Raw genomic sequence first — 17,739 nt, 5'->3', positions numbered from 1 at the left:
GATCGATGCATTCTGAGCCGCTTCGTTCGCCCGTTGCGCACTTGATCCAGCATTAAAGTCATTTACCAGCGATTGAGCCGCACTAGATGCACTGGCAGCATATTGAGCAGCGCTAGCGGCACTGATTGATGCACTCAGAGCATCTCGTGCATAACTGGAAGCAGCTTCACTGGCAGATGATGCCAATATACTATTTTCTTTGGCAGCGGATGCAAAGTTAGCAACGTCAACGGCAGCTTGACTAGCAGCCTGACTGTACTTCGTCGCATTTTCCACATCCCCAAGCGCAGCATAACTATTGGCTAATGAAGCGTTACTTGAGTTAACAGCAGCGGCACTCAATGCACCATCACGAGCAACATTGGCGGCAGAAGCAGCAACACTCGCCTTCGCCAATTCAGCTTGAGCACTAGCGTTTGCAACACTAGCAGTCGAACTAGCAACACTAGCATCGTTGGCAGCCTGAACGGCAGTGCTAACGGCACTGCTTACTCCTGAAACGTCGGAAGCGCTACTCATTAATTGCTCTGCACCATTTGCAGCAGCACTGGCAGCTTGGTTTGCACTTGCAGCATCATTTGCCACACTATTTGCAAGTGAGGCGGATGAACTAGCGTGACTACTTTCGCTGCTAGTCCCACTGTAATCACGGTTGGCACCAGCGGCATCAGCTTCAGCATCTTCAGCGGCATTGGTTGCTTTTTCAATATCACTTGCGACACCAGAATTAGTAGCACTCGCTTGTTGAGCAGCATTAATGGCATCGGTTGTGGCCTTATTGGCGGCATCAGTAGCAACACTGGCGGCATTCGATGCATCAGCAGCGGATTGGGCAGCCTTTTGCGCATCTGACAACGCAGCCTTAACCGCATCAGAGGCAGTCGAAGCGACTTGTTCTTGAGCAATCGCTGAACTGGTCATTTCTGCAGCCGTCTTTGGATCGTGGTTATTAGCAGCCGATTGAGCCAAGTCAGCAAAGCTCTTAGCAGCAGAACTAGCTTGGTTGGCGATTGAGATTTGTTGATCAGCGGTAGTACTTGCTGATTGAGCCAATGAATATGCAGAATTAGCAGCAGAACTAGCGGCAACGGCCTGACTAGCAGCAACGGAAGCAGCACTCGAAGCGACTGCGACAGATTGGTTTTGCGGGTTGGCAACCACCAGGTCGAACGCCTTGCTAGAAGCCATTAGAGCATCCATGGCAGTACTATTAGCAGCACTGGATGCAACACTCGCATTATCATTTGCCGTGGTGATTGCTTGACTATCGGTCGCAGCTGAACTAGCAGCCTGCTTAGCATTTTCAGCAGCTTCAGATGCCCGTTGCGCACTGGAACCAGCGTTAAAGTCATCAACTAATGATTGAGCAGCCTTGACCGCATTTGATGCATCGTTAGCAGCATCAGCAGCGGCACTGGAGGCATCTTTAGCAGTTTGGGCATAACTAGCAGCAGCTGAGCTAGCATTAGCGGCAGCTTCACTGTGATCCTTAGCAATCGAAGCTTGGGTTTCGGCAGCACTAGCGAAAGCATTCGCAGCCTGACTATACTTAGCAGCGTTCTCAACATCCCCAAGCGCCGCATAACTATTTGCCAATGAAGCGTTCGATGCATTAGCAGCAGCGGCAGCAATCGCGCTATCACGTGCAGCATCGGCATCGCTGGCAGCTTGCTTGGCCTTGGCCAATTCAGATTGGGCACTAGCATTAGCTTCACTCACAGCGGAATTAGCAGCACTAGTCTTAGCATATGCTTCGCTGGCAGCACTGATGGCCGAGTTCATTGATGGAACGTTTGAATTTTGCGCAGCAATGCTACTTACCGCATCGACTGCTTGGCTGGCAATTTGGTTGGCAGAACTAACCGCTACAGAAGCACTACTTGCTAATGAAGCCGATGAACTAGCATGCGCACTTTCGGTTGCTGTCCCACTATAATCGCGGTTGGCACCAGAAGCAGCGGCGCTCGCATCAACGACGGCATTCGAAGCTCTTGCAACATCATTAGCCACGTTTTTATTCGTATCACCAGCAGTATTAGCAGCACTTATGGCAGCATTGAGCTGGTTAGTTGCTTCACTAGCGGCAGATTGGGCAGCGGAATTAGCAGCACTGGCGTCCTTTGCAGCTTGATCAGCAGTCTCAAGAGCAGCACTGGCAGCGCTGGATGCTTGGTTCGCTAGGTCGGCTTGGGCAACGGCAGCACTGGCCAATTCAGCGGCGGTGGCTGAATCGTGATTATTTGCTGCGGATTGAGCTTGACTAGCCAACGAGTTCGCAGCACTGAATGCAGAATTAGCGATACTGGATTGTTGGTTCACGGTATCGTTAGCTGCACTGATCCGATCGTTAGCAGAACTGATCGTCTGTGCAGCAGAACTAGCCAATGCACTAGCTGAATCGGCAGCACTGGCGGCACTGACTACGGAACTATTATTTGGATTGTTAGAACGAAGCGTATCGGCTTGACTAGCGATAAGTGAGGTACTGTTGCTGTTCAACGAAGTGGTTTGCGCATTATTGGAAACTGCTTGACCATCGGCAGCCACCGCCCCACTGTTATCGGCAACCGCTTGGCTAGCTTGACTAGCTTCCTGGGCGGCATTCGATGCTCGTTTGGCACTTTGATCAGCATCGGCAGAGGCAGCCAGGTCTTGAGCCTGTTCAGCCGCACTTAACGCATTACTCTTGGCAACACTGGCGGCACTGTTGAACCCACTGGCCGCACTAGCATGGTCGTTAGCAGCATTACTGTGGTTCACAGCATCTTGACTCGCTTGACTAGCTGCTTGGGCCGCTTCAACGGCACTGTTAGCAGCTGCGCTGGCGGCTAAGCTGTACAGGTTCGCATTTTCACTATCCCCTTGGTTAGCAGCATCAACGGCAGCAGCAGCCGCTTCGGAAGCAGCAACGGCGTAGGAACTAGCATTGCTGTTGGCAGCACTGGCTGTAGCGTTCGCACTCGCTGCAAGGTTCGCTTCGGATTCAGCAGCTTGGTGGGCAGCGTTAGCAGAATTTGCGGCACTCGCTGCGGCTTGGTCAGCGGCACTAGCAGCTTGAAGGGCCGCACTCATTCCAGAAACCTCACCATGTTTAGCGACCACTTCGGACGCAGCAACAGCTTGGTTGTAGGCATCATGAGCAACACTGGCACTTTGGGATGCAGCAGAATCGGCTTGGCTCGCACTTAATGAAGCCGCACTCGTTGCATTCGCAGCTGAGTTGGCACCGTTATTAGCAGCGCTAGCTTGACTCGCAGCACTGGCAGCCAATTCGTTATTGGCGTTGGCTTGATTGATCGTGGCACTGGCTGATTCGGCAGCACTTACAGCAGTTGAATTAGCGACACTGGCGATTGCAGCCTGTTGACTAGCTTGGTTGGCTAATTCGACCGCAGCATTGGAAGCGTTTGCGGCACTATCAGCAGCAGATTTGGCCTGGTTAGCTTGTTGGCTAGCGACTTGGTTGGCGCTACTTGCTTGATCGGCTAATGATGCCGCAGCAGATTTGTCGGCTTGCTTAGCAGCAGAACTGGCCTGTGCTGCAAAATCATTCGCAACCGAAGCAGCGGAACTAGCCTGTTGAGCAGCATTAGATGCCGATGCACTGGCTGAGTTGGCAATTGCGGATTGAGCATTAGCACTACTGATCAATTGATCAATGGCTTGACTCGCCGAATTAGCAACTGAAGCAGCGGAACTAATGACCGTATTTTGCGAGTAACTGGCAGCTTGAGCGGCGGCTTCGGCAGCAGCAGTTGAAGCGGCTTGTGAAAAGCCACTCGTCTTCGCATTCGTTTCATCAGTGGCCTTCGAATCATTTTGGGCCGCGGATGCATACCGATCAGCGTCGACTACGGTCGCATTCGCTTGACTCGCAGCTGAAGAAGCCCGATCACCATTTTGACTGGCATCGATCGAACCTGCTAATGATTGTGCAGCTTGGGCGGCAGATTGAGCGGTTGAATTGGCTTGACTGGCAGCGGTACTAGCTTGAATGACTTGATCAGCCTGTTGACTAGCAACGACACTCGCAGAGTTGACCGTGCTCAACGCGGTGCTAGCGGCACTCGCAGCTGAATTGGCAGCTGCGGTATTTTGCTTAGCGGTATTGCTGAATTGATCAGCAGTCGATTGATCACCTGCTTGAGCGGCGCTAATGGCCTGACTAGCAGCACTAGATGCATCATTGTAGTATTTCGCTGCATCTTGAGCCGCGGTGCTAGCGGTGTTATTAGCAGCGCTGGCAACCTGGTTGGCACTATTAGCGAGGCTCGCAGCAGCATCAGCCTGACTTGCGGCCTCAGAAGCAGCACTCGCGGCACTGGCAGCAGTTGAATTAGCATTGCTAATGCCAGCATCGCTGTAACTGTTGGCAACTGCACTCGCCACCTTAGCAGCTTGGGATGCTGCTTCAGCAGAAGTAGCAGCATCACTGGCATTCAAGGCGGCAGAATTAACAGCGTTGCTGGTTGCGGTAAATGATTGTCCCGCTTGATCTGCTTGGGCGGAAGCTTGTGAATTGGCCGTCGATGCAGTATTGACATCATTATTGACCCCATCAGACGTCTGGTTAGCGGAATCAGCGGCAGCACTGGCGGTGTTATAGGCACTTTGCGCCAATGCGGACGCTGCATCGGCAGCATTCGAAGCTGCGATCGCCTTACTTGCGGCGGCATCAGCATCACTTGCGGCTTGGCTAGCGGCTGCGATTGAACGATTTGCTTCGTTAGCGTATTGGCTGGCTTGATCGGCAAAATTAGCGGCGGCACTAGGATCGTTGTTCAAGGCGGCAGAACTAGCCTGTTGCGCTAGCGAATCGGCAATTTCAGCATTTGAAACCGCCAATGAAGTCGCTTCGGCAGCCTTACTATTGGCGTTACTTGCCGCAATCGTCGCTGCGTTTTTATCATCCTTTGCTGCGCTCGCCTGGGCAGTAGCCTCACTAGCAGCCTGGGCAGCACTGGAAATCGTTGCATTGCTTGGGTAATTAGAAAGTAGGTCGGCCACTGAGCCATTGGTCTGGACCACACTATCAATCACTGGTTGCATATCACTAGCCGTATCGTTGGTCAGTGAAGTCGAACTATCGGCTTGACTACGGTAGCTATCAGTCACGGTAGCGTTGCTGTGAGCGGCATTGGCAGCGTTACTTGCCCGATCCTTGCTTTCGTTAGCATTGGCGGACCCGGCTGCTGACTGGGCGGATTGAGTCGCGTTGCTCATCGCTCGAGCAGCCTGGCTTAATTGATCCGCTGCAGAAGCTGCTTGGGCCGCATAACTAGATGCAGCTTGGCTCGCATTCGCTGCTACACTCGATGCCGTTTGCACAGCGTTCGAAGCACTAGCGGCGGAATCGGCAGCTTGACTTGCAGCAATACTAAATGCAGTGGCATTGGAGTTATCACCAGCTAATGCAGCTGAAGTCGCGGCATCCGCATTCGATGAAGCCACCGCCGCGTACGAATTAGCGTCGTCTTGGGCAAATTCTGCCGCATCGGTAGCGGATTCGGCCGCGTTCAATGCTGAGGTCGCATTACTGTTGGCAACTGAAACTGTATTTGCAGCTTGACTAGCCATTTCAGCATTACTATTTACGATCGATGCATATGAACTCATCGCTGGGATGTCATATTTAGCTGCATCACTTACCACGCTTTGCATATTTGAGACGGCTTGGCTGGCAATTAAGGACCCGTTGCTAGCGGCAACGACGGCTTGACTCGCCTTGTCACTATCACTTGCGGTCGATAGATTGTTATTTGCCGCATTATTAGCGGTATCGGTTGCCCCATCAGCAGCAACTGATGCCCGTTGTGCATCGGCATTCGCACTGTTATTTAGATTGTTGATTACATCTACTGCCGAGTTGATTGCTTGATTGGCATTTTGAGCTTGTTCGGCAGCTTGACTAGCAACCGTCGAAGCCGAGTTCGCCTGTTCGGCAGCAGTATTAGCAGCATTAGTGGCTTCACTTGCCAGGTTCGCAGCTTGTTCGGCACTTAGTTGAGCAGCGGAAGCTTGATCGGCAGCACTAGCGGCACCAGAAAGATCCCCCTTGCTAGCAGCTTCACTGGCTTGACTAAGGTATCCATTGGCTTGTGAAGCATTCGAAGCCGCAATAGATGCTTGATACGATGCACTATCCTTAGCAACAGATGCAGCTGAACTAGCGGCAGCGGCACTTTGTTGGGCACTACTTGCTACACTAGCAGCGGAGTCAGCAATAGAAGCATTACTACTAATCGCACTGTGGTTTGGATATTGACTAGCAATGCTTGTGGCTTGATTAGCAGCATTAGATGCAACGGCATTGTCAGAAGTAGCACTATCAAAGGCAGCACTGGCCTTCTGGGATGCAATCGTGGCAGCATCGACATCGTTGCTGGCTTGGATGGACTGATCGAATGCTTGTGAAACAGCATCTGAAGCCCGTTTGACACTTGCTTCAGCATCAGCAGAGGCGGCAATCGAGTTAGCATCGTTGATTGCTTTGTTCGCAGCGGCACTGGCAGCATCAGCAACTGCAGACTGGGCATTGGCACTTTGCGTTAAATCGTTGATCACCGCACTTGCGCTGCTAGCTAGGATTTGCGCAGCGGAGGCTGAATTAAAGGCACTGGCGGCACTATCAGCATTTTGCTTGGCAACTGAACTAGCAGTTTGAGCAGCGGAGAGATCCCCACTGGCGTTAGCGGAAAGCGCTGCAGAAGCGGCACTCGAAGCCAATGAAGCGTATTCAGCGGCTGCTGATTGTGCTTGGCTAGCGTTAGCATTAGCGGTACTCATTTGCGCAGTGGCGGATTCAACCCCACTATTGGCACTAGCGATGGCGGCAGAGGCCGAACTAGCGGCACTTTGAGCACTCGTAATTGCGGAAGCAGCACTGGAGATTCCAGCATGATCGCTGGAACCAGCGTTAGCAGCCATTGATGAAGCAGCTTGAATTGCACTTGCCGCACTATCGATGTTGGTAACGGCACTAGAGGCCGCTTGGCTGTTAGCAGCTACTTGGTCGGCTGAACTTTGGGCGGTATTAGATGCCGTTTGCACCGCAGTGTTATTATCTGAAGCGGCGTTCGCAGCGGAACTGGCCCGATCAGCATCACTGTTAACACCACTTACCAATCCATCAGCAGCAATCGCAGCGGAGTTGATTGCAGAACTAGCTGCATTGATCAATTCAGCAGCCGATTGAGCAACGGCAAGGTCACTGTTGGCTCGCGTAGCAGCACTCGACGCTGCAACATCAGCGTTACTTGCATCGATTGCAGCTTGGCTAGCTAGCTTTTCAGCGGCAGCAGCGGAGTTTGCAGCCGTTGCGGCGGTGTCCGGATCACTGTTCGAAGCGGCAGCACTAGCAGCAGCGTAGTAACTTTGTGCATCGATCAATGCCTGACTCGCAACGCTAGCGGCGGAATCAACAGTTGACTTAGCGGCCGCGGCAGCAGAGCTAGCGATGCTAGCATCATTATTCGCCCAACTAGTTTGAGCAACGGCATTACTGATTACCGTGGCGGCAGAATTGATAATTGGGTTATTGGAATATTGACCTGCCTGAGTGTTAGCAGCCGTCGCATTTGAACTAACGGCCGTGTTAATTGAATCGGTAGCAGAACTAGCTGAACTAGCGTTAGTGGAATTGTTAGCAGCATCGTTAACATTAACGTTGATTGCTGAACTGGCCTTATCAACTGAATTAACAGCGTTACTTGCCCGCTTAGCACTAAGTGAGGCGTCTGCAAATGCTGCGATTGATTGAGCATCATCGGCAGCCGCACTCGCAATCGTGGCGTTATCAACTGCCGTTTGATATGCAGAGTTAGCAGCTGATTCAGCATCAAAGGCACTCTGGGTGGCTTGAGAAGCTGCTTGGTAGGCACTGGAAGCCCCATTTGAAGCAACTTCTGCAGAATCAGCAGCCGCCTTAGCAGCATTACTATAAGCACTCGCAGCCGCACTGTCACCATTGTTAGCGGCACTGATTGCTGCAGCAGCGGCACTAGATGCATCGTTAGCATAGCTAGTTGCATCGGTGCTAAAGTTCTGGGCAGCTTGGGCAGCACTACTTGCAAGCGTGGATGCCTTTTGGGTCTCTTGATTAGCTGAATTAGCAATTGAAGCAGCGATTGAAGCCTGTTCGGATGCACTGGAAGCCTTCGCAGAGGCGGAGCTCATCCCAGAAGCATCTGAGTACTTGGATGCAGCCGCGCTGGCAATTGAGTTGGCTTCACTAGCGGCACTCGATGCCTCCCGCGCTTGTTGAGCAGCTTCGTCAGCATTGCTAGCGGCAACACTGGCGGTGTTATTTGCGGAGGAAGCGGAGGTGCTATCACTATTAGCGTTGTTAGCATCGACCTTCGCGGATGCGGCAGCACTCGAGGCGCGGTTCGCATCGCTGGTGACGTTGCTTGCGCCATCGGCAAGTGCGTTCACAATCGATTGGGCAACTGAGCTGGCACTAAGCGCCGCATCGGTAGCCGCACTGATCGTTGCAGCAGCCCCACTCGCTACTGAGGCAGCATTACTGCCATTCGCTAGGGCTTCATCTGCATTATTTTTAGCTTCTGATACCCTCGAATTAGCGCTATCAGCATCCTTCGCTGCATTCGCCGCAGCTTGGGCATAACTATTTCCATCAGCAAATTGCGAATTAGCGTATGCTTGCGAAGCTGCTTGACTTGCGGCAGCAGCAGCACTATTGGCAGAATTTGCGATCGAATTTTGGTAGCTAGCGGCATTCGTGGCTGAATCAACGATCGATTTGGCGATTGAAGCCTGTTGACTAGCTGATTGAGCGATCACACTGGCGCTGCTTGCAGTTGAATAAGCCTCGCTGGCAGTTTGGGCAGCGTTGCTTAATGCTGGATTATTGGAGTAGCTGCTAAAGTGTGATTGAACCTCACTATTAGCACTGGATGCAACGCTTGTCGATCCGGTGGCTGTTGAATTAGCAGCACTAGCGGTTTGTGAATATTGGTTCGCGGAATCAACGGCACTGCTAATCAATGAGTTAGCAATTGAATTCGTTTGCGCTGCATTGGATGAAGCCGCACTTGATGCAACGCTAGCGGCACTATTTCCAGATTGAACATCATTGTTAGCACTGGAAACAAAGCTATTCAATTCACTGGCGGTTTGTTCAGCAGAATGAGCCGCTGAAATGGCGTTTGAAGCAACTACTTGAGCTGAACTAGCTTGACTGGTAGCACTAGATGCTACTTGAGCTGCAGAACTAGCGGTATTGCTAGCATCGATTGCTGCTTGGACGGCAGAACTAGCAACATTCGCAGCTGATTCGGCAGCGGCAGCATGGGCGGAAGCAGCATTACTATCGCCATTAGCAACTGCTTGAGACGTTGCAGCGTGTTCACTAGCCGCAACGGAAGCAGCGGAACTAGCGATTGCATCTGCTGATTTAGCAACATCAGCGGCAGAACTGGCAGTCGAGTAAGCATTTGAAGCATTCCCAGAAGCCTGACTGGCAGCCGTTGAAGCCGCCTGGGCATCTTGGTTCGCCGAACTAGCAACGCTAGCGGCAGAGGCAATCTCTGAATTGCCAGGATTATTAGAAGCAAAGTTCCCCGCATTTTCAGCTGCGGTGGAGGCTTCGGATGCAAAGGCGCTGGTTGCACTGTTGGCAGCACTAGCTTGACTGTTCAATTGGTTCGCAGAGCTAGCATTTTGACTCGCACCTGGGATTGATCCAGAACCGTTAGTTGCCTGACTAGCGGCACTGGCAGCGTTCGAGGCTGCATCGGTAGCGGAAGAAGCCTTATTACTATCACTGTTCAAGCCATCTGCAATTGCTTGTGATGCCGCACTGGCAGCATTCGATGCAGCTTGTGCAGCAGAACTCATAATCACGTTTTGATTCTGGGCCTCTTGTGCTGCACTAGTGGCAGTTTGGGCTGCAGAATTGATCTTATCGACAGCGGATTGGACTTGGCCCGCTGCTGAACTAGCGGCATTAGAAGCAGCTTCGGCATTCGATGCGGCAATCGATGCGCCAGATTGATCGCCTCGATCAGCAGCTTGTGAAGCAGCAGCAGCATAAGATGAGGCGTTGCTGGTGGCTTGACTAAGGGCAGCATTCGCTTCATCAGCAGCTTGACTTGCAGCAATGGCGTCTTGGCTAGCTTGGTTAGCAGCACTGGATGCTTCTAACGCCTTGGCAGAGGCACTTGCAGTGTCAATTGCGGCATTACTAATGGCTGCAGAAGCACTCGCAACTGATGCGTTATTGCTATTCAGGCTGTTTAAGCTGTTCACCACGCTGGTTGCACTGTTAACAGCACTACCATTTGGTATGGAAGCGGTGGAAGCAGCGCTTGCTTGTGATGAAGCATCTGTAATTTGTGTTAAATCATTTTGGGCATTACTAATCGCAGTCGTTGCATTTTGACTGTTTTGGGTGGCTTGTGAATTAGCACCAGCTGCGGAACTGGCGTAACTAGCTCCACTCCCTGCGTTGTTGCGAGCGACATCAAAAGCACTCTGAGCAGCATCACGCGCCTCACTAGCGATGTTACTTGCACTATTGGCTTTACTTAAAGCAGCGCTAGCAAGCGACTCTTGAGCGGCCGCATTCGAATTAGCTTCGCTAGCCTTAATGGCTGCAGAACTAGCACTACTTGCTACCAACGATGAGGCATTCGCAATTGAAGAAGCTAGGTCAATATTGCCATTAGAAACAGCACTGGCAACTGCTGATGAGGCACTAGCAGTGTAGCTAGCGGCACTAGCAGCAACGGAAGCAGCAACAGAGGCCACCTGTGAGTAGCCATCAGCAGCTTGTTTAGCACTATTAGCATCTTGCACCGCTTGGGAAGCGTCAGAATCAGCTTGTGCAGCAAAGCTATTGGCAAAACTGATGGTGCCAGAAGCACTCTTGATCACTTCGTTATTTGGATTATTAGCTGCCATTGAACTAACATCGGCTGCAAAACTAGCAGTGGAGCTATGAGCGCTAAACACATCTGGATAGACACTGCTGGTGTTAGTAGCTAAATCAGAAGCTGAATCAGCATGTTGGCTTGCTCCAGAAGCATCGGATGATCCAGAGGCAGCTAGACTGGCAACGCTATTGGCAACGGAAGCCACACTGCTAGCCTTACTAGCGACTGTGTTAGCACTATTATTGGCAGCAGTCACAGCTGAACTAGCGGCATCATTAGCATCCTTAGCAGCTTGGGCGGCAGTCGAACTAGCAGAAGCTGCAGTACTAAAGGCCGTACTTGCTTGTTGATTAGCAGCTTCAGCGGCACTATAAGCAGCGTTAGCTGAATTAGCAGCATTGCTGGCCGCAACTTCTGCAGCGCTAGCCTGGTTCGCATAGCTGTCTGCAGCAGAATGATCACCAGCTAAGGCAGCACTGGATGTTTGCGACGATGCTAGTGAAGCTTGTTGCGCAGCTTCACTGGCTTGACTAGCAGCGATCGAAGCATTGGAATAGGCAGTCGCAGCGTTACTCTTAGCAGTTTCAACTTGCTGGGTTGCATTCGAAGCAACGCTAGCGGCAGAGTTAGCAACGGAATTAGCTGAACTAGCCTTGCTATTCGCTGAAACAACATCGGCATTATCAGAATGATTGTTCGCTAAGCTACTAGTTAGTTGATTGGCTTCATTGGCAACCACGGCGTTGCTATTGGTTGCAACGTTATCTTGATTGACTTGACTAGCGTATGAATTAATTGCATCAGAAAATTGGCTCGCCCCAGAAGCATTGGATGAACCGAAAGCTGCATGACTCGCAGCACTATTTTCAACACTTGCAGCTGAATTAGCCGAGCTGGCCTTACTATTTGCAGAACTATTGGCCCGTGAATTAATTACATCAAGCGCAGAACTGGCAGTATTAAAGGCATTTGCAGCATTTGTTTGCGCTTGTGAGGCCGCTAGTGATTGTTGCTTAGCAGTATCGCTGGCAGCTGCAGCAATCACACTGGCACTTTGCGCACTTGTGGCTGCAATGCTGGCATGGATGACGGCCGCACTAGCAAGTGAGGCGTATGATTGAGCGGCTACAGTGTCGTTAACACTCAATGCTGAAGAAGCTGCATTGACAGCACTTTGAACGGCGCTAGCGGCAGCGTTGGCACTGGAAGTATATTCGGCTGCAGCGGAAGATTGCGCAATCGCTTCGTCAGCTGCAGATTTAGCAATTGTAATTGCACTAGCCGCACTCTTAGCAGCATCATTGGCGCTACTTAAGGCTTCAACATTGACCTTAGCGGCACTTTGAATCACATCGTCAGTTGGGTAAACGGAGGCGATAGATTGGGCTTGCGTATTCTTATCATTAGTTTGAGCAGCGTAAGAACTAGCTGCATTTGAAAAATCAGAAACCACTGTCAAGGCTGATTGGGTCGCACTAGTATTAGTATTCACACCTGTGGCAGCGCTACTTGCTAGGTTAACGGCTGAACCAGCTTGACTGGTGTAATTCGATAATGCTGTATCGATATCACTAGCTTGGTTGTTCAGCTCTTTGACACGCTCACCGATCTGGTTCAATGCATCGTTAGCTGCATTGGCTGCATCTTCAGCATCCTTAGCAGCCTGTTGAGCAGTGGAATTTTGTTGATCTGCAGTTTGAGCGGCAGTCTTAGCTGCATCTTGGGCCGTTTTAGCACCTGAAGCAGCGGCACTAGCCTTATCGGCAGCAGTGCTGGCAACGGAAGCATAGGAACTAGCCAGGGAATGATTTCCATTGCTGAGTGCTTCGTGTGCAGCATCAGATGCCGCCTTAGTTGCACTCTCTTGAGCAGCAGCATCAGAAGCATAAGAAGCAGCAAGCGATGATTGGTTAGTCGCTTCATCACGGGCACTTTGAGCAGCACTTAAGGCATCGCTAGCAGCCGTGCTGGCAGCGGAGGCCTTAGCAGAAGCGCTACTTGCTTGTTGGTAAGCGTTATTGATGACTGTATCACTTGGGTATTGACTAGCGACCGATTGCGCGCCATTAGCGGCACTACTGGTGTCGCTAGCAAATGAACTGGTCTTGTTTTGCGCATCAGCGGTACTTGCAGCGTCACTTTGGGCTAAGCTAGCTTCCTGGCTTGCACCATTAGCGGCACTACTCCCATAGGCTGCATAACTAGCTGCTTGAGCAGCAGATGATGCTTGGGAACTGGCCGAGTCTAGCGCTCCCGTGTTGATAGCATTGATCCGTTCTACAGCCTGGCTGGTCGCATTACTAGCATCAAGCGCTGCTTGGGAAGCAGCTTGTTGCGCATTGGAAGCATTGGCTTGTGCAGTTTGGGCGGCATTAGCAGCAGCATTAGCATTATCGTTAGCTTGATTTGCGACATCTGCAGCATCACTAGCGCGTGAAGCGGCTTGACTAGCGACTGCAGCGTAAGAACTAGCTAATGAATAATCACCATTTTGTACGGCTTGACTAGCAGCTGAAATTGCCGACTTAGTTGCTGCATCTTCATTAGAAGCAACAACAGCTTGGCTAGCAGCAATCGCAGCCTGACTATTAGCATCGTTTTCAGCACTTTGCGCAACGCTAGCAGCTGCAGAAGCAACTGATTGGGCGCTACTTGCTACTGATTGAGCACTATTAACGATGGATGCAGCACTACTAATGACTGCATCACTAGGGTAAGCGCTAAACATTGATGAAACCTGATTACTGTCAGCGCTAACTTGATTTTGGTATGAAGTGGTTTGACTATTTTCAGCTGACGCACTATTGGCATAATCAACGGCAGAATTAGCATGTTGACTAGCCCCATCAGCATTCGACTGACCAACGGCAGCGTAACTAGCGGTTGAAGAAGCAGCTGACGCCATTGAACTAGCAATCGCATTACTACTATTAATTAACGTTGCTGCTTGTGATAACGCATCAGCAGCTGCGTTCGATGCAACTTGGCTGGCAGAAGCGGCGGCAGTACTTTGTTGAACCGCACTATTCGACGCATCGTTAGCAGCTTGGGAGGCCGCATAGGCACTTGAAATGGCTTGTGATGCAACCGAAGCAGCCGTGCTAGCTGCACTCGCAGCATTTTGTGCGGATTGAAGCGCTGTCGATGCTTGAGCTGAATTACCAGCAGCAGAATAGCTTGCCACTACGCTCGCGGCATCAATCGCACTTTGCTTGGCAGCTGCAGCACTCGACAGTGCATTGGAAGCTGCCTGGCTAATTGAGGCGGCAGAATTAGCAATTGAAGTAGCAGCAGAACTAAGCGCAGTTGCCTGTTCAGACGCACTTTTAGCATCTATCGCAGCTTGACTAGCCACGCTGTTAGCACTACTGATCGTCGCATCGTGCGGATGTAATGAAGCCAAGCTAGCAGTCACACTAGCAGCCGAACTAGCTTCGCTATTGGCATTCGACACACCTAAAGAAGCCGATGCAATTGCACTTGAATCGGTTCCAACGCTATTTTCAATTGAGTTGACTTGTCTTTGCGCATTAGAAGCATTAGAAGCAGCTAGCGAAGCATTATTAACTGCTTCACTCGCCGCAATATTGTAGTCTTCCGCGGTGATCGAATTAAATAAACTATTGGCATTACTGTAAAGGGAAGCTGCTGAACTAGCCGCTTTACTAGCATTAGAAGCTGCATCAGAGGCAATTGAACGTTGCGTACTTGCGGAAGCGGCAGCAGTTGAGGCCGCCGAATTAGCAGCACTGGCTGCAGAGGCCGCAGAAATTGCTGCACTAGATAGGCTTGCGTATTGACTATCATCCCGAACCGAAGCAATTGCACTGGCCAGACTTTGTGCCACTGAGGCCGCAGAACTGGCAACGTTAGCTTGACTACTTGCATCTACGGCAAGTTGATTGGCAACGGAATTAGATGCGGATGCTGAAGCAGCGTAGGAACTCGCGTTGCTCTTGTAGCTATTCAAAGCACTTTGGGCACTACTTAACGCTGCAGAAGCAGAAAGGTAGTCATCACGATTAACCGCATTACTATTTTGATCTAAAGTCCCCAGCATTGCGTTCAATGAATCGTTCAGTTCATTGATTGCATTCGAGTCGGCAATTGTTTGTTCGTTAAATTGGTTGGCCCCACTGTAAGCTGAAGAGAACCCGTGGGCCGCTTTACTAGCTTCGGCAGCATAGCTACTAGCGGTATTAGCTAAGGTCGCTGCTGAACTCGCATTCGAAGAGGAGGTATCCTTTTGCGCATTATTAGTGATCGTTCCAGTTTGAGTACCAGTATCAGCAACGTCAGGCGTTTTACCTGGGTTATTAATCGTCGTTTCTGTCGTGGTATTGTTCCCAGAATTCTTGATCGTATTACTTTGGTTTGACACCCCAAATTGCGCTGTCACCGTGACCGTAGTCGGTGTAGTAGCACCAACAGCGTTCAATGGCTCAACTAACGTGTAGGTGTAGCGGCCATCCGCTTGTTTAGTAAAGGCGGAAAGTGGCAACTTAATTGTATATTGATTGGAGTAATTAGCATTGTTAGGAACGGTACTAGTGGCTGGTTGGTATGGGTTGGTCACCACCCCCGTACTTCTGACTTCGTTCTTCCCATTCGTGGTGACCCGAACGTAAACTTCCTTTGAAGACTCAGGCAAGTCGCTTATGTTAGCAGGAATATTAGCCAAAATTAACTTTGTAACCACATCGTAGCCAGAAGCGGCGTTATTAACGGTCGTTCTTAGGTTCGAATTCCCGTTAAAGAATACACTTGGTACGGCTGAGAATTTCAGGTAGGTCGTGGTCCCATTGTTAAACTGACTTAACACACTGTTAGTGACTTCCTTACCGGAGGCATCTAGGACCTTAACGCTATTGTTGTTCACGTTAACGTAAAATTGGGCGTTACTATCAATGGCCTTGTCAACTTGAGTCACAACTGAATAAGCGGTTAACGGAATTTTAGCAAATAAGGTCCCGGCACCGGTCGTGTATTGGTTATTGACCCCGTTCAGACTGAAGATCACCCTTTTCCCGGGGTTATTGATCAAAATGTTTCCTTGATTACTTAGTAATGTAAATTTAGACCCAGTCGCTCCATCGGTCGAAATTTCGGCATTCCCATCGTTCAAGACGTTCAAGTTCCCGGAGATACTAATTAATGACCCAGAGTTAGAATTAACGGCAGAACTCCCGTGGGCGATGAAGGTCCCCCCGTTATTCACGAGCACCGTCCCGGCAATTACGTTTGGGTTGGCAGACTTAGGGTTATCAACGTGTTCAATGTCTAAGACCCCGTTATTGGTAACAGTAATGTCTCCGCTAACGTTGATTCCAGAAGCGTTCGCTTGCGGAGCGACCTTTAACGTGGCGTTATTGATTGTCACGTTGGCACCCTTCCGAACGATTAATCCGACGGAGTTGGCTCCATCAACGTTATCTTCAGGCGTTCCACTACCATTTTTAGGCACCAGGTTCATGGTTGAGCCTTCATTTAACGTTAACCCACCGGAAAGGTCGATTACGTTCCCCCCGAAGTCATACCCATTGTAGGTACTGCCCTTCATTAAGGACATTTGTGAAATTTGGAGATTTTGTTGGTTGACAGAACCGTCATTTCTGTTTCCCTGGGTAACAACTGTCTGGAAGTCATTTCCATTGATCACACTGGTGTATTTCCCGACCGAATTAACGTTTACGGTTCCAAAAATCTGCACGTTAGCGTTGGTGGCGTTCACCAATTGTGATCCAGTATAGGTAATATTAGAGTAGTTGATCGTTCCGGCTTTATTGGTCCCTGCGGTCCCAATCTTAATCGGGCCATAGTAGTTGGTCCCGTACATGGTAAGGTTCTTCACTGTTACTACGGCATTGGCAGCCCCACCGTTAAATCCATAACCAGCGGCCCCAAAGTCAATTGAGTGCCCCTGCCCATCAATGGTGATCGATGATTTACTACTAAGGTTAATATTGTTTCCACCAGACCCCTTATTCCCAAAGTCATCGGTGACCTTAATCACCGCAACACTGGTGTTTCTCATGGCAGCATCAAACGCAGCCCAAGTTCCAACATAGGCAACACTGCCGGATTCGGCAGGTAGGCTACTGTAGTCGGCACTATCAGAAGTGCTGGCTGCTCGATCAGTCAAACTATTGGTCGTTACATCGACATCAGAAGTCATCTCAACGGCCGCTCTGGCTAACAAGTCGCTTTCGTTGATCCCAGATAATGAATCAGCGCTGACGGTAACGGCGGAGAGTTGGTTCACGCTGGCAGAAGATGCACTGCTATTAGCATCTTCTGCGCTGCTTGAGCTGACGTTACTGGATGATTGACTGCTTTTCGATGCTGATGAAGATGCATTAGAGCTCTTTGAAGTCGTTGAAGAACTGCTACTGCTCTCTAATGAAACTGATGCAACACTGCTAATCACGCTGGCAGAATTACTACTACCACTTGATTGATCGGCTGAACTAGTATCCGTGCTTGAACTGTTACTGCTGATACTATAATTCATGATCGTTGCATCTGAAGATGCGCTGACCGTGCTTTCACTGGAATTATTTTCAGAACTGGTAACGCTAGCGGCACCGCTTTGTTGGGAAGAGGCAACCGTTGGCTGGCTACTATCACTAGCGACACTACTAGTGTTATTACTATCGCTATCATCATTAGATGAAGAATAATTAGAAGAACTGGTATTCGCATGCGCTAAAACGGATTGTCCAGACAACACGCCCGCACCTAATACTGTAAACATTGATAGTGAGACCACTACCCATTGTTTTTTAACCTTCCGAAGTACTTTTTTATCATTTACTTTATTAATTTTAAATTTGTTATAGAGCAA

1 protein-coding gene (cut by a window edge) is annotated in these 17,739 nt (G+C 50.2%); it reads right to left on the bottom strand.

What is annotated here, in order from left to right; translation table 11 throughout:
• Positions 1–17,739 carry the 5' portion of a DUF5776 domain-containing protein gene (locus ACSVI6_RS01905; RefSeq protein WP_491720846.1) on the bottom strand. Its footprint begins 10,569 nt before the window's first position, so only the first 17,739 of its 28,308 coding nucleotides appear in the window; it begins with the start codon at positions 17,737–17,739; its stop codon lies beyond the left edge, outside the window.

Source organism: Nicoliella sp. ESL1106 (genome assembly GCF_058509965.1).
The sequence above is the reverse complement of the archived record's forward strand: the minus strand, read 5'-3'. Positions and strand labels throughout refer to the sequence as shown.